The organism is Pseudomonas fluorescens (assembly GCF_902497625.1).
In the GTDB taxonomy this organism is placed as follows: Bacteria; Pseudomonadota; Gammaproteobacteria; order Pseudomonadales; family Pseudomonadaceae; genus Aquipseudomonas; species Aquipseudomonas fluorescens_BQ.
This window is the reverse complement of sequence record NZ_CABVGX010000042.1, coordinates 19,092-43,137: the sequence shown is the minus strand read 5'-3', so window position 1 is coordinate 43,137 and position 24,046 is coordinate 19,092. Positions and strand designations below refer to the sequence as shown.

At 55.0% G+C, this 24,046-nt stretch carries 21 protein-coding genes and 1 pseudogene; 11 read left to right on the top strand and 11 right to left on the bottom strand.

Annotation, left to right across the window (positions count from 1 at the left end; genetic code table 11):
* The first annotated feature begins 6 nt into the window (after window positions 1–6).
* The 5 genes and pseudogenes from gmhB to F8N12_RS21590 all read left to right on the top strand — a co-directional run bounded on the left by gmhB (window position 7) and on the right by F8N12_RS21590 (window position 5,646).
* A complete protein-coding gene (gmhB, locus tag F8N12_RS21610; RefSeq protein ID WP_150582215.1) occupies window positions 7–540 on the top strand; it encodes a D-glycero-beta-D-manno-heptose 1,7-bisphosphate 7-phosphatase in 534 nt (177 codons plus the stop codon).
* A gap of 81 nt (window positions 541–621) precedes the next feature.
* Window positions 622–1,401: a lysophospholipid acyltransferase family protein gene (locus F8N12_RS21605; protein WP_150582214.1), complete on the top strand. Its 780-nt coding sequence runs from the start codon at window positions 622–624 to the stop codon at window positions 1,399–1,401.
* Between the two features lie 870 nt (window positions 1,402–2,271).
* A pseudogene (locus tag F8N12_RS21600) lies at window positions 2,272–3,767 on the top strand (recombinase family protein).
* A complete protein-coding gene (locus F8N12_RS21595; RefSeq protein WP_150582213.1) occupies window positions 3,764–4,666 on the top strand; it encodes a plasmid partitioning protein RepB C-terminal domain-containing protein in 903 nt (300 codons plus the stop codon). Before F8N12_RS21600 ends, F8N12_RS21595 begins: the two are co-directional and overlap by 4 nt.
* A gap of 2 nt (window positions 4,667–4,668) precedes the next feature.
* On the top strand, window positions 4,669–5,646 hold the full coding sequence (locus F8N12_RS21590; protein WP_150582212.1) for a plasmid partitioning protein RepB C-terminal domain-containing protein: 978 nt from the start codon (window positions 4,669–4,671) through the stop codon (window positions 5,644–5,646).
* Between the two features lie 127 nt (window positions 5,647–5,773).
* Here the strand turns inward: F8N12_RS21590 and F8N12_RS21585 are convergent, their stop codons facing one another.
* A complete protein-coding gene (locus F8N12_RS21585; RefSeq protein ID WP_150582211.1) occupies window positions 5,774–8,140 on the bottom strand; it encodes a TOTE conflict system archaeo-eukaryotic primase domain-containing protein in 2,367 nt (788 codons plus the stop codon).
* Between the two features lie 513 nt (window positions 8,141–8,653).
* Here F8N12_RS21585 and F8N12_RS21580 point away from each other — a divergent pair.
* The 4 genes from F8N12_RS21580 to F8N12_RS21565 all read left to right on the top strand — a co-directional run bounded on the left by F8N12_RS21580 (window position 8,654) and on the right by F8N12_RS21565 (window position 11,951).
* Window positions 8,654–9,286, top strand: coding sequence for a hypothetical protein (locus F8N12_RS21580; protein ID WP_150582210.1), 633 nt, complete (start codon window positions 8,654–8,656; stop codon window positions 9,284–9,286).
* Window positions 9,287–9,296: 10 nt separating this feature from the next.
* Window positions 9,297–9,638: a hypothetical protein gene (locus F8N12_RS21575; RefSeq protein WP_150582209.1), complete on the top strand. Its 342-nt coding sequence runs from the start codon at window positions 9,297–9,299 to the stop codon at window positions 9,636–9,638.
* Window positions 9,639–9,653: 15 nt separating this feature from the next.
* Complete coding sequence (locus F8N12_RS21570) at window positions 9,654–10,433, top strand: hypothetical protein (protein ID WP_150582208.1); 780 nt, start codon at window positions 9,654–9,656, stop codon at window positions 10,431–10,433.
* Window positions 10,434–11,504: 1,071 nt separating this feature from the next.
* Window positions 11,505–11,951, top strand: coding sequence for a hypothetical protein (locus F8N12_RS21565; RefSeq protein ID WP_150582207.1), 447 nt, complete (start codon window positions 11,505–11,507; stop codon window positions 11,949–11,951).
* A 191-nt stretch (window positions 11,952–12,142) separates the two neighbouring features.
* Here the strand turns inward: F8N12_RS21565 and F8N12_RS21560 are convergent, their stop codons facing one another.
* From F8N12_RS21560 to F8N12_RS21520, 9 genes are all read right to left on the bottom strand, one after another.
* Complete coding sequence (locus F8N12_RS21560; protein WP_224787740.1) at window positions 12,143–13,300, bottom strand: hypothetical protein; 1,158 nt, start codon at window positions 13,298–13,300, stop codon at window positions 12,143–12,145.
* A gap of 283 nt (window positions 13,301–13,583) precedes the next feature.
* Entirely contained in the window at window positions 13,584–14,318 is a 735-nt protein-coding gene (locus F8N12_RS21555; RefSeq protein ID WP_150582205.1) for a metallophosphoesterase family protein, read from the bottom strand.
* A gap of 177 nt (window positions 14,319–14,495) precedes the next feature.
* On the bottom strand, window positions 14,496–14,903 hold the full coding sequence (locus tag F8N12_RS21550) for a DUF6957 family protein (RefSeq protein ID WP_150582204.1): 408 nt from the start codon (window positions 14,901–14,903) through the stop codon (window positions 14,496–14,498).
* Window positions 14,904–15,017: 114 nt separating this feature from the next.
* A complete protein-coding gene (locus F8N12_RS21545) occupies window positions 15,018–15,350 on the bottom strand; it encodes a hypothetical protein (protein WP_150582203.1) in 333 nt (110 codons plus the stop codon).
* A 15-nt stretch (window positions 15,351–15,365) separates the two neighbouring features.
* The gene (locus tag F8N12_RS21540; protein WP_150582202.1) at window positions 15,366–15,722 is read right to left on the bottom strand and encodes a hypothetical protein; all 357 of its coding nucleotides are present in this window, start codon (window positions 15,720–15,722) and stop codon (window positions 15,366–15,368) included.
* A complete protein-coding gene (locus F8N12_RS21535; RefSeq protein WP_150582201.1) occupies window positions 15,719–17,635 on the bottom strand; it encodes a TniQ family protein in 1,917 nt (638 codons plus the stop codon). Before F8N12_RS21535 ends, F8N12_RS21540 begins: the two co-directional genes overlap by 4 nt.
* A 10-nt stretch (window positions 17,636–17,645) precedes the next feature.
* Complete coding sequence (locus F8N12_RS21530) at window positions 17,646–18,545, bottom strand: TniB family NTP-binding protein (protein WP_150582200.1); 900 nt, start codon at window positions 18,543–18,545, stop codon at window positions 17,646–17,648.
* Window positions 18,542–20,470, bottom strand: coding sequence for a Mu transposase C-terminal domain-containing protein (locus F8N12_RS21525; RefSeq protein ID WP_224787739.1), 1,929 nt, complete (start codon window positions 20,468–20,470; stop codon window positions 18,542–18,544). The genes F8N12_RS21530 and F8N12_RS21525 overlap by 4 nt, the downstream gene beginning before the upstream one ends.
* Complete coding sequence (locus F8N12_RS21520; RefSeq protein ID WP_224787738.1) at window positions 20,460–21,176, bottom strand: Tn7 transposase TnsA N-terminal domain-containing protein; 717 nt, start codon at window positions 21,174–21,176, stop codon at window positions 20,460–20,462. Before F8N12_RS21520 ends, F8N12_RS21525 begins: the two co-directional genes overlap by 11 nt.
* A gap of 358 nt (window positions 21,177–21,534) precedes the next feature.
* Between F8N12_RS21520 and F8N12_RS21515 the strand changes: the two genes are divergently transcribed.
* Window positions 21,535–22,368, top strand: a complete 834-nt coding sequence (locus F8N12_RS21515; protein WP_150582198.1) for a hypothetical protein — start codon at window positions 21,535–21,537, stop codon at window positions 22,366–22,368.
* A 94-nt stretch (window positions 22,369–22,462) separates the two neighbouring features.
* On the top strand, window positions 22,463–23,353 hold the full coding sequence (locus F8N12_RS21510) for a hypothetical protein (RefSeq protein ID WP_150582197.1): 891 nt from the start codon (window positions 22,463–22,465) through the stop codon (window positions 23,351–23,353).
* A gap of 160 nt (window positions 23,354–23,513) precedes the next feature.
* On the opposite strand, the gene F8N12_RS21505 is transcribed toward F8N12_RS21510, so the two are convergent.
* Window positions 23,514–23,969, bottom strand: coding sequence for an antitoxin Xre/MbcA/ParS toxin-binding domain-containing protein (locus F8N12_RS21505; protein ID WP_224787742.1), 456 nt, complete (start codon window positions 23,967–23,969; stop codon window positions 23,514–23,516).
* Window positions 23,970–24,046 lie beyond the last annotated feature (77 nt).

Below are 24,046 nucleotides of genomic sequence, written 5' to 3'. Positions count from 1 at the left end.
GACCGTTTGAAACTGCTGATTCTCGATCGGGACGGGGTGATCAATTACGACTCCGACGCTTACATCAAGTCGGTGGAGGAGTGGAATCCGCTCCCCGGCTCGATCGAGGCTATGGCGCAATTGAGCAAGGCCGGCTGGACGGTAGCTGTAGCGACCAACCAGTCCGGCATAGCGCGCGGCTACTACACTCTTGCGACCCTGGATGCCATGCACGAGCGTTTGCGTGCCCTCGTGGCAGAGCAGGGCGGTGAAGTCGGTCTTGTCGTCTACTGCCCGCATGGGCCGGACGACGGTTGCGATTGCCGCAAACCCAAACCGGGAATGCTGAAAACCATCGCCGCGCATTATCAAGTGTCGTTGGCCGGTATCTGGTTCGTCGGCGATAGCCTTGGTGACCTGGAGGCTGCCAAAGCCGTCGATTCACAGCCAGTTTTAGTGAAAACCGGGAAAGGCGAGAAGACCATGGGCAAGACCCTTCCGGCAGGCACCCTGATTTTTGATGATCTGGCGGCAATTGCTGCAGAACTTATCCACAATTAAGGCGTTTCGAGATTCCTGACCAGGGATAGATCGGGATTGCGCTTTATATAGACGGGCAAAGCCCGCACGGTAAACGTCACCATGTCGATACTGCAGGCCATCAGAACCTTCCTCTTTTACCTGCTGCTGGGCACCAGCTCTTTGCTCTGGTGCACCCTGAGCTTTTTTATCGCGCCATTTCTGCCATTCAAGGCGCGCTATCGTTTCATCAATGTTTACTGGTGCCGCTGCGCTTTGTGGTTGAGCAAGGTTTTCCTGGGCATCAGCTACGAAATCCGCGGCGCCGAGAATGTGCCTGATCAGCCTTGCGTGATTCAGTCGAATCACCAGAGCACCTGGGAGACTTTTTTCCTTTCCGCCTATTTCCAGCCATTAAGCCAGGTGCTCAAGCGTTCATTGTTGTTTGTGCCGTTTTTCGGCTGGGCGATGGCGATGTTGCGACCGATCGCGATTGATCGTGATAATCCGAAGGTAGCCCTCAAGCACGTGGCGAAGAAGGGCGATGAACTGCTGAAGGACGGCGTCTGGGTGCTGATCTTTCCTGAAGGCACGCGCGTCCCCTACGGCACCATCGGCAAGTTCTCTCGCGGTGGAACGGCATTGGCCGTGAATGCTGACCTTCCCGTGCTGCCAATTGCGCACAATGCTGGCAAATTTTGGCCGAAAAGTGGCTGGGCGAAAAAGAAAGGCGTGATTACCGTCATCATCGGCGAACCAATGTATGCCGAGGGGAGCGGACCGCGAGCCATCGCCGCGCTGAATGACCGGGTTCAAGCCTGGAATGAACAGATGCAGCGCGAAATGGGCTCGTTGCCGCCGGCCCCACAGGCTCCTGTTTCCGCCGATCAGATGGCTGTCTGAAATTTGTGGATAAGCTGTGTACCGTTTCTTCTTTAAGCTGGCCAATATCGTTGTAACCATCTGATATTTATATATATTTCCCAAGCTCATAAAAATCGGGAAAAGGTGCATAAGTTTTTCCAGGCAAAAAAAACCGGCTGATATAGCCGGTTTTTTTATGCTCAAAATCCGGGCGGGGAAGTTACTTCTGAGTCCACGTGATTTTACTGTACTTCAGGTATCAGGCTTGAGAGAACGACGACTGTCCTTACAGAACAGCGACCCTTGAAACATCAACACAAAAAAAGGCCAGCGCATAGCGCTGGCCTTTTGTATTGCAGGATCGCCGGATGTAGGTGGGCAAAGTTAACCGTCTTTGACACCTTGGAATATCAGCGGTATACAACAGGATTGGACAAAGTTAATTTCCACTTCGGGAAAAGTTAATCGTCTAAAACCTAACTTCGGACAATGTTAATCCTACAACTATTACAGCCGATATAAAATTGACAGATTGTCAAAACATGGAATCAATTTAAACTAAAATTTTTGCCAATTCAAGTAGGATTGCACGCTGGCAATGCAGGTACGTCAGCTCTAAACCCTCAATATCTGCAGTATTGAAAATCCACTTTCAACAACTGTACGTATAGACACCTACTTCAAGCTGATGAACGTCGCCATTCGGCTCTCTGTAAAATGTCGCAAGTCCCCTCAGCAGCTGACTGATGGTCGTGTCTCGTCACTATCACGTCATAAATCGCCCCTAGGCTAAATCGCATGGGCCAGGATTTACCTGGCCTAGAGGAGGCCTGTTTGCCCTCTCCACGCGTGCGGACAACTTCAGAAAACGCCTCCGACGGTCTTGTGCCGGCTGCGGAATACGTTCGTATGTCCACAGATCATCAACGCTACTCCACCGAAAACCAGTCGGCGGCCATCCATGCATACGCCATGAGCCATGGCATGGAAATCGTTACCACCTATCGTGATGAAGGGAAAAGCGGCCTGGATATCGGCGGTCGCGATGCATTGCGCGCACTGCTTGATGATGTACAGGCCGGGAAGACTCAATTCCAAGTCATTCTGGTCTATGACGTCAGTCGTTGGGGACGGTTTCAGAACACCGATGAGAGTGCTCACTACGAATACCTCTGCACCAGCTCCGGCATCAGGGTGGTGTATTGCGCAGAGCCCTTCGAAAACGACGGTTCGCCACTGGCAACTATATATAAAGGCATCAAGCGATCCATGGCCGGCGAGTACAGCCGTGAATTGTCCCAAAAAGTTTTCGCAGGCCAATGCCGTCTCGTCGAGAAGGGTTTCACCAGGGAGGGCCAGCTGGCTATGGACTGCGTCGTGCATTGATCGACGAGAGAAACGAGTTCAAGGCAGAGCTCTCGCGGGGCCAGCAGAAGAGCATCCAGACTGACAGAGTCATCTTGATTCCCGGCCCGAAAGCCGAGATTGAGGTCATTCAACGCATCTACTACCAATTCGCCCATGAGCAGATGAGCGAACGTGAGATTGCCAATGCACTGAACGCTGAAGGCGTAGTCACCGATTTTGATCGCCCTTGGAGCCGAGGCAGCGTGCATCAGGTGCTGACTAACGAGAAATACATCGGCAACAACGTCTATAACAAGACATCCTCGAAATTACGAAAACGCATCATTCGTAACTCACCAGACAAGTGGATTCGCTGTGATGGGGCGTTTCAGGGCATTGTCTCACTGGGCGTATTTGCTGATGTACGCGAAATCATCTTGCAGCGCTCGCAGCGCCTGGACGACGCACAGCTACTAGATATGCTTCGCACCCTATTAAAGCGCGCAGGCACGCTGTCTGGGATGCTCATCGACGAGCAGGACAACATGCCCTCCAGCATCACCTATGTAAGCCGCTTCGGCGGGCTTTTACGTGCCTATACCCTCATCGGTTACACGCCAGACCGAGACTATCGATACCTTGAGATCAATCGGTCACTTAGACAGTTGCATCCCCAGGTTCTTGAAGACGTCGTGAAGCACTTCGAGCGCGTCGGAGCGGGAGTCGAAACCAACAATCAGCATGACCTACTGACCATTAACGATGAATGGACGGCATCCGTGGTCATAGCCCGTTGCCAGGCTACACCCGCTGGAACTCTTCGCTGGAAACTTAGATTCGACAACAGCCTAACGCCCGACATCACTATCGCTGTGCGCATGGAGGAAGCGAATCTTCAAGTGCGGGACTATTACCTCATTCCCAACATAGACATGGGGACATGGCCACAAAAAATGGCCGAAGAAAACAGCCCCTTGATAGACAGCTACCGTTTCGCAACGCTGGACGTACTTGATGGGCTGGCCGCGCGTTGCTCCCTAAAGGAGGCTTTTCAATGACCGTACCATCTGCAGCACGTGATCGCGTCGCGCTCATTCCCATAGCGCAAATCCACATCCTGAACCCTCGCTCGAGAAACAAAAAAATTCACCGTGAGCTCATTGAGAATATCAAGACGGTAGGCCTCAAGCGTCCAATTACCGTGAGCCGAAGAACCGCGCCGCAAGGACAGTTCAATTACGACCTCGTTTGCGGACAAGGCCGTCTCGAAGCATTCCTCTCTTTGGAAGCCACAGAGATTCCGGCATTTGTCATTAATGCGGTGGAGGAAGATTGTCTGGTCATGAGCTTGGTGGAGAACGTAGCTCGAAGACAGCATCGTCCTATAGACCTGATGAACGAAGTGGGGCGCCTGAAGGAGCGTGGCAATACAGACGCAGACGTCGCAAAGATAATTGGCACCACGGCATCATGGGTGAGCATGATTGTTGGCTTGCTCGAACGCGGCGAAGAGAAGCTCTTATCTGCAGTTGAAACAGGACTGATTCCTCTCAGCATGGCAACGGACATCGCCCGCAGTTCCGAGAGTGAAATTCAAAACGTGCTCACGGACGCGTACGAGCGAGGAATAAGAGGGAAGAAAATTACCAAACTACGACACCTCCTGGAGCTGCGGGCCAAAAAGGACAAGCTCGTCCGGGGAAACCCTTTAGGGAGCGTCCAGAGCAAGAAAAAGCGACTGACTCCCGCAGACTTGAGGCGCCTGTTCGAACGAGAGGCCGAGCGACAACGTCTGATGGTGAAGAAAGCGACTTTTACTCATGATCGAGTCGTATTCGCCACTCAGGCAATCAAGGAACTGTTATGCGTCAGTGATTTCGAAAAGCTGCTCTGTGCCGAACAACTGGACTCAATGCCGAAGCTCATACAAGCCCGGATAAGGCAAGTAAGGGGGTAATAATGTCAGACCAAGCACCCGAGCCGACCAACCATCAGCCAAATCACACACCGAAAAGTGCATTTTTGAATGAGTGCGTTCGAGTCGAAGTGTCCAACATACTTCCCCTTAAAATCTCACGGCCAGCCGTAAAAGAAAGCCATAAATATCAACAAATCCTCGCTTCGATCCAGGATGTCGGCTTGGTAGAGCCCCCTGTTGTAATGCCTGCGCCTGGCCGTAATGGATATTACTTCCTGCTGGATGGGCATTTGCGCATTGAGGCGCTAAAGGATTTGGGGGAGTTGGAAGTCGATTGTCTGGTGGCAACTGACGACGACACATACTCGTACAACAAGCGTACCAATAGACTCTCTGCCGTCCAGAGTAACCAGATGATTGTTCGAGCTATGGAAAGTGGTGTTTCGGCAGAACGTCTTGGTAAGGCCCTGGGGCTATCACCGCAGACGATAAAACAAAAGTTTCGACTGCTTAATGGTATTTGCGAGGAAGCCATCGGACTTCTTGGCGATACAAACTGCCCAGCAAATGTGTTCAACCTTCTGCGGCAGATGAAACCTCTGAGACAAATCGAAGCTGCTGAGTTGATGCTTGGGAACAAAAATTTATCGGTCATGTTCGCCAAAGCACTTTTGGCCGCCACGCCGTCCGAACAACTGGCAATTCAAAGAAAAACTCAACCAGAGCATCAAGTCTCGGCTGAATCAATCGCTCGCTTGGAGCGTGAACTTGCCGCATTGCAGATGCAGATCAAAATAGTGGAAGACGATTATGGCCCTGACGTACTGCATCTAACTGTCATCAAAGGTTACCTAACCAAGCTTCTTGCCAACGCTGCCGTTGTCCGATGGCTGGCCAAGCACCAACCTGAGTACCTGAAAGAGTTCCAATCCATCGCGGAGCTGACGGAGCTGCCGTGGGGAACCGAGGAATCAGAAGCGCTTCCACTTGAGCCCGCTACCGAGCCGACAAGTGGATGAGGTGCGCCGAACACTAGCGCCTGGTGAGGGGTAGGCAGTTTGAAGGGGACATCCATCGACAAGCCTCAAACTCACTCGGAAAGCTTCATAGCTCCTAACACATCGAAACCGGCTGCCACCACCCAGCTTAAAACAGATCCATTGAGTTCAAGTCAGCCAATCGATAGCCCATGGCCCGGTATCCACTTTGGCGCTTGTCCCACATCCGCAACAACGCGGGATGTCCGCCATCAATGAAGTCGATTATGCGGACATCGGCTTTACTTGCATGCTCCCGATGCAAACGCCCGGCGTACTGTTGAAGTGTTCCCTTCCAGGAAATAGGCATTGCCAGCACCAAGGTATCCAATGGCGGATGGTCAAAACCTTCCCCCACCAGTTTACCAGTGGCCAATAGCACCCGAGGGGTATCTGGTGGTAGAGCGGCCAGCTCATCCGTCAGCGCCAAACGCTGCTTCTTCGACATACGTCCATGCAAGGTAAACAGGTTCTGCACCCGACCCGCCAGTGCTGCCTCAATAGCACTCAAGTGATCGGTTCGTTCTGTCAGCACCAGCACTTTACGCCCTTGGTTAAACACTTTCTCCACTTCGAGCGTGACCCGCTCTGTACGCTCAATATTGTCAGCAAGGTGCCGGAATACATCTTGAATACCAACGCCCTCGGGCAGATTGATCTGGCCTGGCAACAGTCGAGTTTCCACCATCAAATCATTAGGAGCACTTGTTGGTCTGCTCGCTGTGTGTCGAATCGGCCCACACTGCATAAATATGATGGGGTGCTGTCCATCACGGCGCACCGGTGTGGCGGTCAAGCCAAGAACATATTTTGCTCGAACATTTTTAAGGATCGCTTCAAAAGAAAATGCCGACAGGTGATGGCATTCATCAACGATGACCTGCCCATAGTTCTTCACCTGATCGCTAACCTCACCTTGCCGTGACAACGACTGCATCACGGCTATGTCGATGATTCCCGTTGGTTTGGCCTTACCACCGCCAATAGTGCCAACGAGGCCTTTGCCAAGGCCAAGAAACATCTGCAAACGCTCTTGCCACTGTCGAAGCAGGTCAGTGCGATGCACAAGCACAAGCGTATTAACACCCCGGCGTGCAATCAGCGCAGCGGCAGCCACGGTTTTGCCGAATGCGGTTGGGGCGCACAGGATGCCCGCGTCGTGTTCAAGCATCGCCGCTACGGCAGCTTCTTGATCTTCTCGCAAGGAGCCAGCGAAGTTAAGGTTGATAGGTTCTCCGGCAAAGCGCTCATCCTGGACAATGGTGGCAATGCCGTTGTCGTTCAGTAGCTCCAATGCGGCATCCAGGCAACCGCGAGGCAGTGCGATATGCTTGGGGAAATTCTCTGCACAGCCGATGATGCGAGGCTTGTTCCAGACCGACAGGCGCATCGCCTGCGCCTTATAGAATTCCGGGTTCTGAAACGCGGCCAGCCTGATTAACCGATTAGCCAGCGCCTGGGGTAGCTCGGACTTTTCAAAGTACATCAGGTTTGCCAACGTAACGGTCAGCGATGCCGGCATTGGGCAGGATAGCTTTTGCTCGCTGGGTTTCTTCCAAGGCTCCTGCTGGTCTTCCTCCGCGACGAACGTTACGTCCAAAGGATGTGCGTGACCGGTCGCACATACGATGGCCGGATCGATATCCTCCACAGCCATTGGCTGAAGGCTGGCCAGATATGCCCATTGATCGGCATGCGGTTTTAGTTCACCGTCCACAAAGACGCTGCCCCCATGCTCACGTGCTTTCTTCTGCAAAGGCAGTGCGATCAGATTGCCGAAGCCGCCTTTCGGCATTCTGTCCTGGTTCGGGAAAAGTCGGTCATACGAGCTCAACTTTAGTTGCCGAGTCCGGGCGCAGGTATGACTAATAATCGCCGTTCCCAGCCGCCGAGCGTCCCGGGCTGTGACAGAATTTGCGAAGAAAATCCAGGCATGAGCACCATTGCCCGAACGAGAAATTTCCAAAGCCACGGGCACACCCAGCTCGTGGCAAGATTGGGCGAAACCCAGCAAGTCCTCCCGCCAGTCGGCTTCGTCAAAATCCACAGCAAGGAAATGACATGTGTCATCAGCCAGCAGGGGGTAAACGCCAGCGACTATCTCGCCTGCTAAATGCCGATAAAGCACTTGGTCATCCAACGGTATCAATTGACGATGGTTGCAGTCACCGCACTTAATTTTCGGCTTCTGGCAAATACCTGGGCGCCATTCATTGGCACAGGCTGGCGAATATCCGACTTTTCCGGTCTTGCTCTCCCAGCGTAGTGGGAACACATCAGTTCGTCCCAGAAACAACCGCTGGAATAGCTTGAGCTTCGCCTTGGTTCCCAGATGCTGCGTAGGCAACTCTACTACCGAAAGGGGAACGGCGGTCGAGGCTACTGTCAGTCGCCATTCGATGGCATTAGCTTCCAGCAAAGCGATCAGTCGGGCATTTTCAGCCCGTAGTTCTGCCAGCGAATCAATATCTGTCATTGGGGCCTCCTTCCGAATCCCGTACCGACCACTGGTCGCTCCACTCGGGTAGTACAGGCTGGAAGAAAACGGTGACTACAGGGCATAAGTCTATGCCTCCCCACTCCAATGGAGTCTGCTGGATTATCCAAGATTGAATCTCTAACAGCTCTCCTCAGACAAGGAGTTTTGGTTCAACCCAGAATGAACAGCTTAACCTCCTGTCCTTCTGCTCAAAATTTGATCAATTATTGCTGAGCGATAATTTGAAATTATTTTGATTTCATTCGTCCATACCCGCTCTATTTAGCTTGCTCACCTATCCGAGTGAAGCACGACCTGTTCCCGGAAGGCCCTGTTAGCGGACAACCGCTTTCTGTTCACCCGTTTAGACAATTCCTCGGGATGCTATGAAGGGAAATGTGGGCGTGAATGCCAGGAGCAGCGCAAAAATTCCATACCAAATGGAATATTCCATTGACAATGGAACTTTATGTCCCTAGCCTATGAAATATTCCAACTGGAGTAGAATATATGCGACTGGAAGACCTCTTCTGCAATCACGTGCAACCCGAAACCAAGCTTTCTCCTGACGACATCTCCAGAGAGGTAACGGAGGCCTATCTCGGCCACTTGAAGGCTGAGGCTGATAGATACCGCTGCGATGCTGATGCTTTGGATAGAGTGTTAGGTGGGGCCGACCATTTCATCGACATTGCGAATAGCTGCTACGAATACGCGGTGAACGGATGTCTAAATACAGCAAACCTCGGCATCCAAGACGATAACTGGCTGGATTTCGCTTCCTTTATCAACCAGGCCCGCTGGGATGAGGAATTCCATAGCGCCAACTCACTGGCACTGGGTCTGGAAAAGCTCTTCAAGCTGGGGGCCATCAGGGCACGGCTCGACTTGGATACCTTGGGCGACGCCGCTCACAAAGCACTGCCCACCGTCCTTCAGGGGGAGGAATGCGGTTATCTGACCCTTTCTGAAGTGGCTGTCTTAGCTCAAATGAACGAGAAGTCTGTTCGTAACGCCACCCAACCTATAGCACCGGATCGCTTGAACACCCGCAAGCAGGGCACGCGAACTGTCGTGGATTCGCATGAGGCATTGCGCTGGTTGAAAGGCCGTCGCAATTTCAATCCTAGCGTTTTTGTCTGAGGTATTTGTCATGCATTTGACCTTGCACGCAGCACAACGCAGCCAACAAAGGGGCATCAGCCAAGAACAATTGGACTGGTTGCTGACCTACGGAAAAATAGGCCACAACAAAGGTGTAAGCCTCTATTTCTTCGACCGTATTGGCTTTGAGCAACTCATTCATGAAGTCGACCCCGCTCACCAAACGCTGGCGCAACGCAGCCGTGACATCTTTGCAGTCGTAGCCGACGACAACGTCATCACCTTGGGCTATCGCGATGAGCGGTTGAAACCGCAGAAACCACATAGGCGGCTGCGGCGTGGCACACCAATAAATACCGCAGCCCGCCGCATTCACAACAGAACTCACTAAATCAAGGAATGACCCATGAGCTATTTTGAGAAATTCAGCCCCCTGCTCGCTGATACAGCCTTCAACCTCGCTGGTCGCCCGCTGCCCCAAGATCTCCTGTTGGCATCCGAAGGTAACCTCGAAACCTTCTATGCACCGTTTGACTACATCAACACTGAAGCCCGCATTACGATTTGCGGAATCACTCCGGGGTATCAGCAAGCTATAAACGCCCTGAATGAAGCTCGTAAACAACTGCATGCCGGCGCCAGCCTTGAGGAGGCAAAACGCCGAGCCAAGGAAACAGCCAGCTTCTCCGGCCCCATGAGAAGCAATTTGATTGCGATGCTGGATCACATCGGACTCCATCAGCTAGTAGGGATCAACAGCTGTGCTCGCCTGTTCGACACTCACCAGCATCTGGTGCATTACACCTCGGCCCTTCGTTACCCGGTATTCGTGGACGGCGAAAATTACAGTGGCAGCCCGGCAATGCTCAGCCGCAGTTCGTTGCGCCAGCAGATTGATACCCATCTGGCCGAGGAAGTTCGTGCCCTTGGCAAGACATGTATCTATGTCCCTCTCGGCCCGAAAGTGGCTGAAGTATTTCAGCGCCTTCAGAACAACGGGCTACTGCGGCCAGAGCAGTTGCTGGACGGCCTGCCACATCCCTCAGGCGCCAATGCCGAAAGGATCAGCTATTTCTTAGGCACAAAGTCCCGAGAGTCTTTATCCATCAAGACCAATCCCGGCGTGCTGGACAATGCCATAGCCCAACTCAGAGGGAAAATAAACAAACTGAAGGCCATGGAGTAAGCGAGATGAGCACGATCACCCAACAAGCTGAAGTGCTTTGCGAGAAAATATTCGCCCGTTTTGCCCCGCCCTAGAAGTACATCGCCGGTTCCCCCACCCGACTGCGGCGGCAGCTCGCCCCCCATCGTACTCAGCAAGCCACTATTGCTGGAGCCAGGTTGAAACCCTTGGGGTAACTGCCGTGCAGCCGACAAAGCACCAATAAGAGTATTGGTGGAAATCCAACCTTCAAAAAATTCTCAAAGAGCTTTCTTCAGGGCAGTTGAAATGGAGCAATCTTGTTCGTTGTCCTGGGATATCTATATACCCACTGAGTCAACAATGCTGTAGGCACTAGCTGGACGAATCTTTTCCTCGTCGATGCTTGGAGTAGAGGCTGATGGCGTAAGCGATGACTACGACTGCTCCCGCGAGAATACCTAGCTGAGGAGCAAGTACCACTATGATCGGCACGCTTACCAGACCAACTTTAGCTCCAAGAGCCGCGAGGCCAGTGGGAGCCAAAGAATATGCCGCAGCGGAGCTAATGATCGCAGCGGTTCGTGTCGCCTTGACCGCCTCCTCGGCGACAACGTTTAGCTGGCTGTGGTCAATTGGCGCCCGTTTTCCGTTCGACCCTCTGGCCCATTTGAACAGGCGCCTTAGTGCCGCCACAACAAAGAACGCAAGCACTAAAAAAACTAGAAGGGTGATGACAGCGCCCATAGATGCCCTTTTGTAGAACGTGCTGAAAAGACTAGATTAACGAACCATAGTCAGAATGCCACTACATAGCCAGCTGAGGGAATCGTTATCTCCGTAGAGCTACGTGTGTGGCTGCCTGGCGCTCCAACACTCCCTTAATGGACGTGACGCTGCTGAGAGTGAACGTGGCCCATGAACGACAGGGCACCAGTACCCCTTACAAAATCTTCGACTGCATCTTGGTCATGCCTTCAGGCGCAGCGAACCATGCAAAGTGCGCCATGTAGTGCCTATGTAATGCTTAGCTAAGCAATACCTGTTGACACTCAGCAACGAGGAAGAATATGCTTAGCTACACATTACGTAGTAAGCACATAGGTGAACTGCATGACAAACAAGATCAGTCTGGCGCTGCAAAATCTTAAGCCATCCGAGGACGGCAAAACCATAAAAGGAACCAATGCATTGATCCAAGCGGTTCAGGAGGCTACGGGACACTCGCAAGGGCGAATTGCAGATATCAGCAAATGCAGCGTTGCTGGAATACAACGCTGGATCAACTTGGATAGCGGTCAAAAAAAACGCCTTAACCATCTTATCCAGTACGCCCGCTCGCTAGCCGAGCAGAGCCATGGGCAAGATGAAAATATCCCACAGCCAGCCTTGGTAGTGAGTTCGTTTTCTGAAGCTGTCCGAACGCTCCGCATAGCTGAGATAGAACAGGAGTTTCGCAATAGCCTGCAACGCCTTACAGGTTTGGCGCTTGAAGTCTGCGAGATTAGTAAACTCGAGTCTCGAGACGGCATAGTGAACTTCGAATTGCGCGTGAAATAAGACAGCCATGGCCGTCCCCGTAGCTTTGGGAGAGGACATTTGCGTCCACTCCTAAGCTACCGCATCACCTTAAGTGATCGCGTCGGGAAGGCGTGTTTACCGGATGCTTACGGCCTTTAAACCAACAGCGGCGGCGCTAATGAAAAAGGGTTGACGGTGCTGAGCGAAATGCGCGGGCACCCCAACGACCTCTACCAGCCATATTGGTTGGGAATTTTAATATCCAGATCCAGCAGCTCATCTGACGTATGGGTAAGGGGATCAAGCCAATCCGCTTTGGCCTTAGCCCACTGTAAATAGGCGAGCTGCACTTGCGTCGGGGCTCCGGCGCGGTAGGTTCCTTTTTCTAACTCGACAAGATACTCCCGAAGCGCATTGGCCCGTCGCCAATGGTGGGCGTCATCCTCAAGCCGCTGTAGTTTTGCTCGCTCGGCATCCTGCTCCGCCTTTTTGGCTAAGGCTTCATCACGTTGTTGCCGACGCCCCACTTCAGCGATGGCCCGCTCTTCCCGCCCGATCAACAGCTCGACGGCGCGCCGAACCATCATGATGATCAGCTTGTTGAGTTGCTGCTCAACAGGCGTATGGGTGGAGTCCATAATTTTCCCGCCATACCCTGCATCGCCCAACACATGAAGCTGGCCTGTGGGAACGTACTGCGACGACGATATCGAACTCCAATGGATGCGTTCACTTCGCGCCAAGGCACGCGGAGGTGGACTGCTCTCAGAACGCTTTGTCGGCTCGAAAAAGCGCAGACCAATTTGTATCCCGAATATTTCGACGTGGCATCGATCACCCATGAGCACTGGATACCCCCGGGTCTCGAAGGCTTTGATCAAGGCGTCAGCAATACGAAGCGCCCGAGGCTGCATGGCAGCCGAAACCTTCATATCAAGTGCCCGCTGACGGCGACTGGGGAAGGGCATGCCCCGCTGATCCAAGACGGGATGAAGCAACGCCTCACGTGTCTGCACAACATAGGCATGGGGATTTGTGAGCCGCTCTGCCACGCGTATCCGGTGGCTCGGCAGTTGCTCATATTCGATGACAGCTTGCAGCCGGGGATCAATCGACTCGATGGCGGGCACTTTGGATTGCGGGGCCGGCACCGGAGCGTGATGCCATAGGTAGCCCGGAGGCCCGGTGTAATCCCGGAGTTTGGGTTGAGGCGGCACGCGCTTACCGGCTTTACGTTTTGCCCAATATCCTCGCATGGGCGTCGGTATCTGCAGTCTTGAGCACAGCTTTTTTAGTCCGACGTCAGACAGCCCATACTTGAGCGCGACCACTGACACGGGGTCAGTCCAGACCTGCTCCAGCAGCACACCACGATCATATTGCTCCATGATCGGCTCCTCAATGCTCAGCAGCTAGCAAAGACCACGTTGATTTCCACAGTATTACCGTCGTGCCAATACCACCGTTCCAACCTTCAACTGAAACCCGCGAGCCATAGAAGGGCGCCACCTGAGTTACATCGCCCAGGCCGACCAGTAAGGTCTTCCGAAAATGTGCAATCGGCGCAAGTGGATGCCCGCCGTTGGGTCACACCCCTCGGGTTTAACCTTGTGCCGGTTATGCGCAGTGCGGTTCGAATCCCCTGATCGCCACCGGCACACCCCGGCAGGCTCATACCGTGATGAGCAACCCCGGCTCAAAGCCAGTGGCTTCCCCGGGATAACCGCGCGGGTTGCACACCACCCGCGTCCCCGCGAGGACGTAATCCTCGGCCTCGTGCACATGCCCGTGCACCCACAGATTAATGGTCGGCCCCATCAACCGTTCCCACGCGTTGGCATACGCCGCGTCGAGATCGGTACCGGCATACGGGCTGTTGCGCAGCGAACGCAGTGATGGGGCATGGTGCGTGATCACCACCGTGGGGCCGGCATACGCCACCGCCAAGCGCTGCCGCAACCAAGTCAGGGCCTGATGGTTCTGTTCCATGAAATCGGCAGGGCGCACCCGCCTATAACCGGCGGTGCGAATGCGGCGAAAATCCGTCATCTGCGCCTGCGCCTGCCATTGGGCGCGCACGGCATTGCCGGTGACGGCATAGTCCGTCCAGGCCGTCGTGCCGAGAAAACGCACGCCACCGATCACCACCTCATCACGCTCGAGCACCTGCACGCGTGGAGTTTGCAACGCCCGCAACTTTTCCAGGGTGCGACTGAGGTGGCCGCCGTAGTATTCATGATTGCCGGCGACATAAAGAATGGGACAGGCGAAGGTGCGCTGCGCCCAGGCCAAGCCTCGGGTACCGACATCGATATCACCGGACAAGATCACCACGTCCGCCTCCACGCTGGGCGGCACGAAGGGGGTGAATTCCAGATGCAAATCGGAGAGCACGTATAGACGCATGGTACGACCTCGTGATGAGAGGACACGTTGGCTCTTCCTCCAGGGGGCTCGGTGATGCCGTGCCCAGTCTCTTCGCCCGCGACCACCGGACGTGGCATCGACCAGTCGTTCACGCCCGGTGGCCAGACGGATCGGTGGCGGTAGCGCCAGGGAAGGCGGCACTGTCATGGCGGTGCCTTAATACAGGCTGAACACCAGCTCCAAAGCTTCGGTTTTGCTGCAGCCCTCGCCCAGAAGTACGTACACGGTATGGCCGGTCTCGAAAAAACCCGGCGCGGCATAGGAGACTTCATAGGTACTTCGAACCCAATAGCCCGGCGGAAAGCGACCGGCGCTGTCGAACACAATGTTATGCGCCAACACGAGGCGCGGCGCTTTCCCCGGATGCTCAGCGGCCCACTGCACCGGATCCTCCACGAGCAGATCCACCACCATCCACTGACTGACCAAACAGTAGGGTTTGTGCGGGTAGCGACGCTGTGCTTCACGGCTCGCCTCCGGCGGGCTGAGGTCTAGGCCCGCCGCCGGCGTGCCGGCGCCATACAGAAAGCGGGCCATCCGCGTTAGGGGATTCGATTCGTTCATCACGCTTACCTCCGTTGAATGATCAACCGCCTGGACGCTGACGACGGGACGTCAGCTCAACCTACGCGGCGGGGGGCAATCGCTGACTACCGGCCAAGGCGCGCTCAGCGCTGGTTAGTGCACGGTGGTGGGGGTTCGAAACAGACCTTCAGCCATCAGCCGGGCAAAACCATAGAACGAGTGCTTGCCCGCTGGGCCAGCAAAACTGACGATCACATACCGGTCAGCCTCGACGGTGGTGACTGTCCAATAGCCTTGGCGCATCACCAGACTCACGATCTCGGCGGTGCAATGCGCTGAGCCATCGGCAAAACGCTCCAGCACATCGGCATAGACGCGCCCGCAGGCACAATCACATTCGATCCGCACCTCCACCAGGAACGCCGTCATGGATAACCACAGCTCACGGTTGCCAAGGGCTTGCGCCAACTCGAGTGACACTGTCATGCGCCGTCCTCCCGGTTAGTGCAGCCGGCCTGGAGTGGAATAAACACCGTTGCACAGCATCTTCAAAAAATCGACAGCCGACCTTTGTCCGCCGTCGGCATGCAAGGGGACGACGACATAGCCACTCTGACTCGCGGTCTGGATGACCCAGAAACGCCCGTCACGAGAGACGCTGTGGATGTCAGACGTACGAATGCGCTGACCATCCGGAAACCGCTCCCGTTTAGCCGGTCGCGCATCGTGATGCATACCCCCCACCGCACACCAATTGCTCATCAACACATCGCCCAGCTCGGCCGTGACCGGCGCCGCGAATGGGGAAGCTAGCGCTTCCGGCAACCGCCGTTCCGCCCAGGTACGACGGACGATCATGGCTGCGTCTTTAGCAAGGACAGGCCGTGCAGGCTCAGTTCTTCAACCAAGGGCGCTCGAGGCTCAGCACACACCGGTGCGGGCTGGCGGGCCCAATCAGACGTGCGACCGGAGGCGACATTGATCAAGGCGTCGGCGGAAAACAGGACGCCACGCTGGCTGCCCTCGCGGGTGGCGTGCGCCCCTTGCGCCAACACGCCTCTGCTCTTGAGCGGCTTGGTCAACCAGATCGACTTGCTCCCCAAACGCTCGGCGGCATCCGCCGCCACCACATAGCGCGAGAGAAACGTCACCAGGTTCGCCACGGAAATAAGCACCCGACGCTTGCCTTCGTCGAGTTCTGTGCGCGCCGGCAACAAGCCCCTGTCGATCCACGCCTTGATGGTCTCGTGTTTCCAGCGCGTGATCTTGGTCAGATCCGTGATGGTCAGTTCAGGCAGGGATGGCTCTAGCCGCAGGTGGCCGAGCAATTCGTCATGATCAAATCTGAACGCCGCCAGGCCCTGGATACCGGCGTCCCTCACCACGGGCTTGATCTGACCGCCGAATATCAACCGGTACAGCTCATGCATCTGCTGACCGGAAAAGCGTTTGCCGCTGATGTCATCGAGCCCCACGCTTGAGGCCGACGCGACGTGGCGACAGCCTTCGGCCAAGGTATCCACCAGGCGCTGGATGTCCTCCACGCGATAATCCCCCTTGGCAAACAGCGGCTTGTCGCTGTCAGTCACCCGATTCAGCACACCCGACGCGAGCAAGCGCTCACGCACCCGGCGGCTGATGTTGAGCAGGCTGAGCAGCTCTTTGCCGGTGACAAAACCCTTGGCGGCCAGCTGCTGCGCTTCCACCGCCAACCGGTCAACCACGCAGAACTCCACCGCCGAACCCTGCATGATTTCCCCCGCCAGCTGGCCGGTCTTCACCAAGGAGACGATTCGATCCGGGGAGGAGCTCAACAAGCGCGCCGCCTCGCTGGCGGTAAAGGTTTTTTTCAGCCCCAAGAGTTCGGCAGCGATGTACTTCATTTTGCGGTTGATGGGGGCATCGGCCTGTTCCAGCATCACGCTGCACACCGTGGCACGAACCGAGCTGTAGGCGGCGGACGCAAACGTTGCATTCAGCTCTTTGTACCAGGGGCCGAGATTGTGGACGAATCGACTGGACTTGAGTTGGTTGGCTGCCTGCACCTTGTTTTGTACAAACGCGTGAAAGCGATTTGGTAGATCTTCCGCCAAGGCAAAGCAGGCTTGATTAATCTCCAATGCGCGCTGAAAGCTGATCGCGGCGTTTTTTCGCTGTGGTGTCGACAGGGCCAAGTTCGCCAGGAAGATGAGAAACCTGTCGATATCCGCCGGCACGCCCGGCTCATCGCTGAGCCCGCTCAGCACGCATGGTCGGCTGGGCTCTGCCAGCAACACCGACGAGATGAACAGATTCGCCGCGTCGGCCGGGCGCCCGCAAGCCTCGCTCAGCGCATAACCACAGCGACAACGAGACACAGCGCCGCGATTGAGTTCGGCTGGCGCGTCGCATTCGGGGCATTGATCGATCAGCAGTACCTGATGCGTCGGGCAGGCCGTAAACAGCTCATGATGCCAAGCCTGCTGGATGTAGCCTTCCTGCCCAAGGCATTCGGGACACACAGCAATCGCGGCTTTGCGCATAAAGGCGCCGGTCACCAGCGATCCGTGAAGGGTGGGAAAACTGGCCAGCCTCTGTAGTCGCTGCACCTCCAGGCCGTGATAGTCGGCAATGACTTGCAGTTCCCGCTGCGCATACTGAGCCTTGAATCGGACTCCAGTCGGCCGCAGCAGGGTCGTGACCGAACCGAGAAAGTTCTCCTCGGCCAATCGCAAAAAATAGCCATTAAGGCTTTCGTCAGCGAAGTCGGTCTCAGGAATAAATGCCAACATGATGTTCTCCCTAGACCTGTACACCGGCTTCTTGCATAACCTTGGCGTAGACCCAGGCCATGTGCTCGACCTGGATCGTCCGAGCGGGGTCAAATGGGTTGAAGTCGACGAGTCGGCCGATCACGGCTTGCTCATACGCCCTTGCGAAGGCCTCATGCAACGCCACTTTGTCACCGCCGACCATTTGTACTTCCATAAAGACCTTGTTGATCATCCCGTAGCGACCTGCAGAAGCGACATACATGCGCTGAGCAAAGTCAGGGTCTTTGCAAGCGAACGTCTCCCAGCCGCTTTCCGTCAGGTACTCAAGCGCCCCCGCCAACGCACTGCGAAAGCTTTTGTAATCCTCGCCCTGCCATTGGTACGGGTAGTATTCGACGGGGCGCCGCGCACGATCAGCGAGTTGCTCGTTGGCTTGAAACAGTCCCAACAGTGTCGGCAAACCGACCAAGACCAAACTGGCCTGCGTCTGATCGAAAAGCCCCTTCAAAAAGTCGGCCGCTGCCCGAACCGTGGTACTGCCACCACGTTCGAGCATGTGCTGGGTCTCGTCAAAGATGATCATCCGCGTTTCCTGCCGGTTGACGGCTTTGATGAACGCAGCGGTGGCTTCGACATGGTTTTTGAACAGCGCGGGGCTCATGCCGATGCTCATCAGGCAGGCGTCCGGTAACGCTCGCCCGGTCAGGTGCTTGGGACTGACGACGCTGATGATCTCCCGGCGGTTGCCCGTCACCGAATGTGTAGCGATAAGGCTCGCCAGTAACTTCGACTTACCAACTCGAGTAGGCCCGACAATTGGCAGAATTTGCGGGTCTTTCGCCTGAGCACGGGCGAGCACTGCTTCAATTTGCGCCTGCACAGTGTTGAAGCGGTCGTGGCAAACCAACTGATCGGCAATCCGACTCATTTCAACCCCCTACGCAGTGCTGGGGAAAAATCATCGTCCGTTTCGCCCGCCGGCGCCGGTCGCAATATGCCGCTCTGCGTAGGCGTGTGCTTTTCAAACTGCGCAGCGATGTCTGCCTTCTGCGCCAATTTCTCTCGCGCACGCAATGCTTGGTTGTTGGCCTTGATTTTGGGGCGGCGCTGGCTGTCAGCAGTGAACTGCGCAAGCATTTGAGCATGGACACGCTGATAGTCATGACCCGACATCGTGTCCGCAGGGCCCGAGTAAGCTTTTTTGAGCGTTTTGGCGACCTCAAAAGATACTTCCGGTATGCCCACCGTCTTGTTCGCAAGCCGGATCAGACTCCCATCGTCAGGGTGCAGCGCGTAGATTGCCGTGCAGTTCTCCGGGTTAAACAAAAAGTCGACGCTGTTGATGACCCGCTCGCGCGCCAACACCGCCAGCGCCTGACTGTGGAACTGAAACCCTTCAAAATCGACGCCGTAATGCTGAAGCTTGCGGGTGTCCCGGTTGACCTCCAACAGCAATTTTTTGAGCTGCTCGAGTGACGGTGGCGGTACCGGTAGAAAGGTGGCGAGCGCTTCATCCATAGCGCTTTTGATCGTCATCGGCTTGCCATGCCGAAACCCTAGCTTTTGATCCGGTTGATGGATGTACACGTCCGCGATGAAGGCCACCAGGTGGCGATAGATCTCTTCGATGGAGTAACAGGCTTCGGCAGCCGCTTTGGCATGGCGATTTTTTATGCGCTTATCTTGACTTTTTTTCGCCCCCGGCATCTTGGTGAACAGGCCTTCATCCGCCGCTTTAAAGAAGGATTCCACATGCGGTTTATCGTCACCGCGCCCGACGCGCGCATACTCGATCTGAATGCCGAGTCGGCGCACGATAACCAGGGCCAGATCCGAGAAATTCTCTGAAGCATTGTCGAGCACCACCGTGGCAATCCCACAGGGCTGCACCCAATTCGTTTCGATGCCAAACAGTGCATTGAAGGCCGGGTCTTTCGGGGTAAAAAAAAACTCAAATACTTTGAGCAGGGTGTATTCGCTGGGCTTGCCGCCGCTGACGAATACGCCAACGGGGTAGGAGGTACGCGCGCAGACCATGGCGTATAGGGTCAACTCCGTGTAGCGATGGCCATACTCATCACAGCAGTACACATCAATCGTCTTGGCATCAATCTCCACCCGTTCAAAAGGCAGTTTGACGTCATAACGGCGGACGGCCTGGCGATTCCACAAGTTGAAGGTACGCGGGTCGAGTCGCCCCTCTTTAACAAGCGAGCTAGGCAGTTGTTGAAGCAAACGAGCAATGGTTTTGCGATCAACTGTCTGATCGCCCCCGGTCACCTGATTAAGCGTTTTCAGTTCCTCATTGACCAGCAATGCCACAGTGGACAAATTAACTTTGTCATCCTTCATAAAGGTCTGAATCAAGACCTTCTCTGCGACCGCCTTCGCTGCGTTTTTTTTGGCCCAGCCCGCACCACCTCGCCGACTGAAATTGGGAATAAGCCCTTCAAAGCCGTGACTTTTTAAGGTCTTCCGGTAACCCTTGATGGTCTTGTTCGACGGGCGTTTATGGCCATGCTGCAGACAAAACGCATCTAGTTGTGCATCGCGAGCAGGCTGGTCAATGCCTTGCCGTTCTAGCGCCAACTTAAGTTCGACCAACTGCTGGCGGAAGTCAGCCTCGCGTTGTTCGCTCGCCGTCCACGAACGTTGCGTGGCTTCGATCTGCCGCTGCGGCAATGTAATCTCGCCCGACGCGATGTGGTTGTACAAGGCTCGAATGTCGACAGTGCGCTCCAGCCCACCTTTGGCTTCAAGGACGATATCGCCCAACGCCGGCTTGATGGCCTTGATGACATAACACGTGTTTTGCCACACCACGACTTGGCCGGTATGAAGACTAGGATTCATAGCGAATCACCTCAAATGCACTCAAACTGCCAAACGCCGGGGCGATATCGAAATCCATGCGCTCGAATTGATGACGTATCAGGTCAAATGTTAATAATCCCAGCAGCACTCCCGCCGCCAACTGATAGTTCAGCGGCACATCGCCTGTTAGCACTTGGGTTACAGGCCCCGTCAGAGCCTGAGGATCCCGTGTTTGCAAGGCGGCGACCCAACCGGGTAGGGCGGGCGCGGCTTGCGTCAGGTATTGCATGAAGAGCTGGACGTTTCTCAGGTAATGGCCAGTGAAATCAGCCTCAGTGATGACGATGAAACGCAAACCTTGCTGGCGTAAAGCGTCGCGTACTTCCTCCAGTAGCGCCCTATGCTCCTGCACGAACGCGCGAGGCTTAACTTCGACAACGATCTGTAGGTCATCCAGATCCACGGCGAAATCCGGGGTGTAATACGCCGCTCCTGGCGGCTTTTTCAGGTGCTTTGCAGCCAGCCGTTCGCCCGTAGCTAAATCAAGCGTAAATGGTTGGGCCCGATAGGCCCGTACCCGTGGGTCGAGCTCAAGCGCTTGAGCGACGGATTGCTCCAGTCGTGACTCCAATTTGAGCTCCACAAAACCATTTTTTGCCGAGCACATGACGTACGCCCTACGTGACCGGTGGGTGCGTTTCGCGACATCCCGGCTGCTCGCGGGGCTGAGGACATCACTTTTCATTGGTAGCTTCCAATAGGCATGCCATCGAGTCCCTCTCTGGGCGCTTCAAGAGGCATCGCATGCCACCCTCGGTGCGTTCACATCGCATACAACATCAACTCCAATAGATGGTAAACCAGCATCTATTAAAGGTATAACCACGCTTGCCCCCCCTGTCAAGATAGATTATGTTCCACCAACAATTTCGAGGCAGATAGCGCCACTTTACGGAGTGAAGTGGCTGGGGAGCAGGATGGGACGGAAGGTAAATACGGCCTGGTTTCAAGCCTACCGTGAGGCCACGGAGGATCTGTTGAGTGGGCTTGCAGCAGGACACAGTCGTGCAGAGGTCTCGCGGAAACATGCTGAAAAGTTGGGCATGAAAGACCAATCCTTTGCTCGATTGATGAAGGCGGGCCGTTTCCTCGACAGCGAGATGAATAACCTCTCTGCCGAGGCGATTCTGTGCAGCTATGTCCAGGTCGAAACCCTTGAAAAAATTGCGCGCCTCTCGGCAGACACTGCCAAGAAGCAATTGAAAGCTGTCATTGCCAACCAGATAACGCTGCCGAAGTTGGAGGAGCTACTTCGCCAAGTCAAAGCAGGCAACCCCATGGCACAAGTGGTGATTGGTCGAGACAACACCCGCAAAATCACCAGTCAACATGAGCGTCAGTGTGCGGATGCGATTGCCAAAGCCGGCCCGGCGTTTTTTGGTGCTGCTGGTGGACGTATCTTCAAACAATCCAAGGCGCGTCAGTACACTTCCCCTGCCTTCGTTGTGACGCGCGACAATCAACCATTCGCCGCCATTTTCCCTCGTGTAGGTGGGGCTTCGAAACAGCCGCTAGCGATTGCATTCGAACTGTACGACTTGGCATGCTCGCGACGGGAAGTGACCCCAAATATCTGGTTCATTTTCCCCGAAAGAACCCCAGCTTATGAAATGCTGGCGTATATAGCTTTCCGGTTTGGCGGAGCGTTTGATAAAGGTGACTGGTTGCATTTGGCAATCTGCAATCCAGAGGAGTCCGCGCTCATTGCCCTTGATTACATTGGCTCCAGAAAGATAGCGTTTACCCGCGATACGGAATTAGGGGGATCTATCGATTCGGATTGTTCATGGCATGGAAAGGATATTTACAACGATGATCCGCTCAATATTGATGGTTTTAGAGCCACCGGCAGCTCGGCCGACCCGTCGAGCGGTTAAGGCATGTACCTGACAAGGACTCACGTGTAGATACAAATACAGACCGTTGGCGCTACGGGAGTCGAGTGTTGCCCTGTTACAGATATTCGCGCAGATGAGCATTGTGCCCTGGCTCAACCCGCCCCTCTCCGACAAGCCTCCGTCTTCGATGTTGGTAAGAGCAGACGCGTTAGTGGCGAAGACAGCATTTCTCGCCGGCATGCTCGCACCAGAAGCTACCGCATGTTTGAGTCGAGTGCTGATCGGCACCAGCGCCTATTACTCGAGTCAACTTGAGGGGCACGACAGCGGGCCAGAGGATCTAGAGCATCTGCTCGTGCATGAGAATCTGCAGTGCACGCACGACACTGTCACAGAGCTTCGGCGACGAATCATTGCAGCTTTAACCCAACACTATCGCCTTCTAGTCATCCGACCATTGATCGAGGGGAATGTGGCTCCGGCGAGGATGAGCATTCACCTGCAGCTGGATCAGCTCGGCCTGCGGCCGCACCTCTGGTCTCTTTCTCGCGGCTTGGCCCGTAGGCAGGATGAATATCTCGCTTCTTTGGCCATGACTGATCGCACACGAGACAGTGAGCTCGATGGTAGTGTCCGGCTGTCAGGCAAAGCCTCTTTCACCTTCGTCGAGTTCATGCTTGATGTCTGTCACGAAGAGGTGGATTACATGACTGCTGCCCTGAATCGTCGCAAGCTTCGTGAGTCTGTTACGCATGCGTTCAGAACAAATTCGCGCTTACAAGAAAAAGGGATCAGACCAGAAACAGGGTCTGCATTCCTTGCGTTGCTGATCCAAGGCGCGCTAGCTCGCGCCGAGTTCGAGACCTTCACCGGACTTCAGCGTGAAACAGCAAGCGATCAGCTCAGTAGGTTGATCAACCTCGGTCTCGTGGTGAGCTCGCCCTCTAACTTCCATATGCTGGAGGTAGACCTACCCGTTTGGTTTGCACAGGAGATCCTTCCGGATTTGCACAAACGTTGGTAGTCATACACCCATGGCTGCATGGCTTTCGTTTGCGCACTCCGATGGGTTCGCATTGGAGTGACCGACAGAGTGGCCATAGGCCACAAAATGAACGCTCATTGCGTGTCAGTATTCAGTGGGTGGGGCCGCACTAATAGAGACACGACTCACTCTGATTCAGCTATGGCGTTACGCCATGCTCTAGCCGTCCTATCAGTTGGCGAATCGCTTCGGTTCCAGCGGAGGTCGCGAGCAATTCGATGGCACTGCGGTTGGCCAAGCCTCGCTGGGGCCGTCTGAGCCAGGCATATGCGGCTGCCTTATCTCCCTCGAAGAGCTCAATCGCCAGATCGAGTACCGACGCGAAGCGATAGAGCCGATCACTCTCTCGAACGCTCAAACAACCGGTTTGTACCCGCCGGCGCCAGGTCGACTGCGAGATGCCGACACACTGCCGTCCTGCCGATTGGGGGATGACTAGCCAAGTGGCAAGGCGCTGGAGCATCGCGCACGGTAAGCCTATGTTCACCGCCTCCAACAGTTCGCTCCCGCGCTCTGGAAGTTCGAGCGCCTGCCACACCGTATAAGCGGGGTATGCAGCAACGGCTGGGTTAGGATGAGCGGGTAAGCGGAGCATGGGCAACGGGTTCACTTTTGGATGGTCACTCACCCAGCTTAGTCCGCCGCAGCGGAGGGCATCATAAAGACAATTAC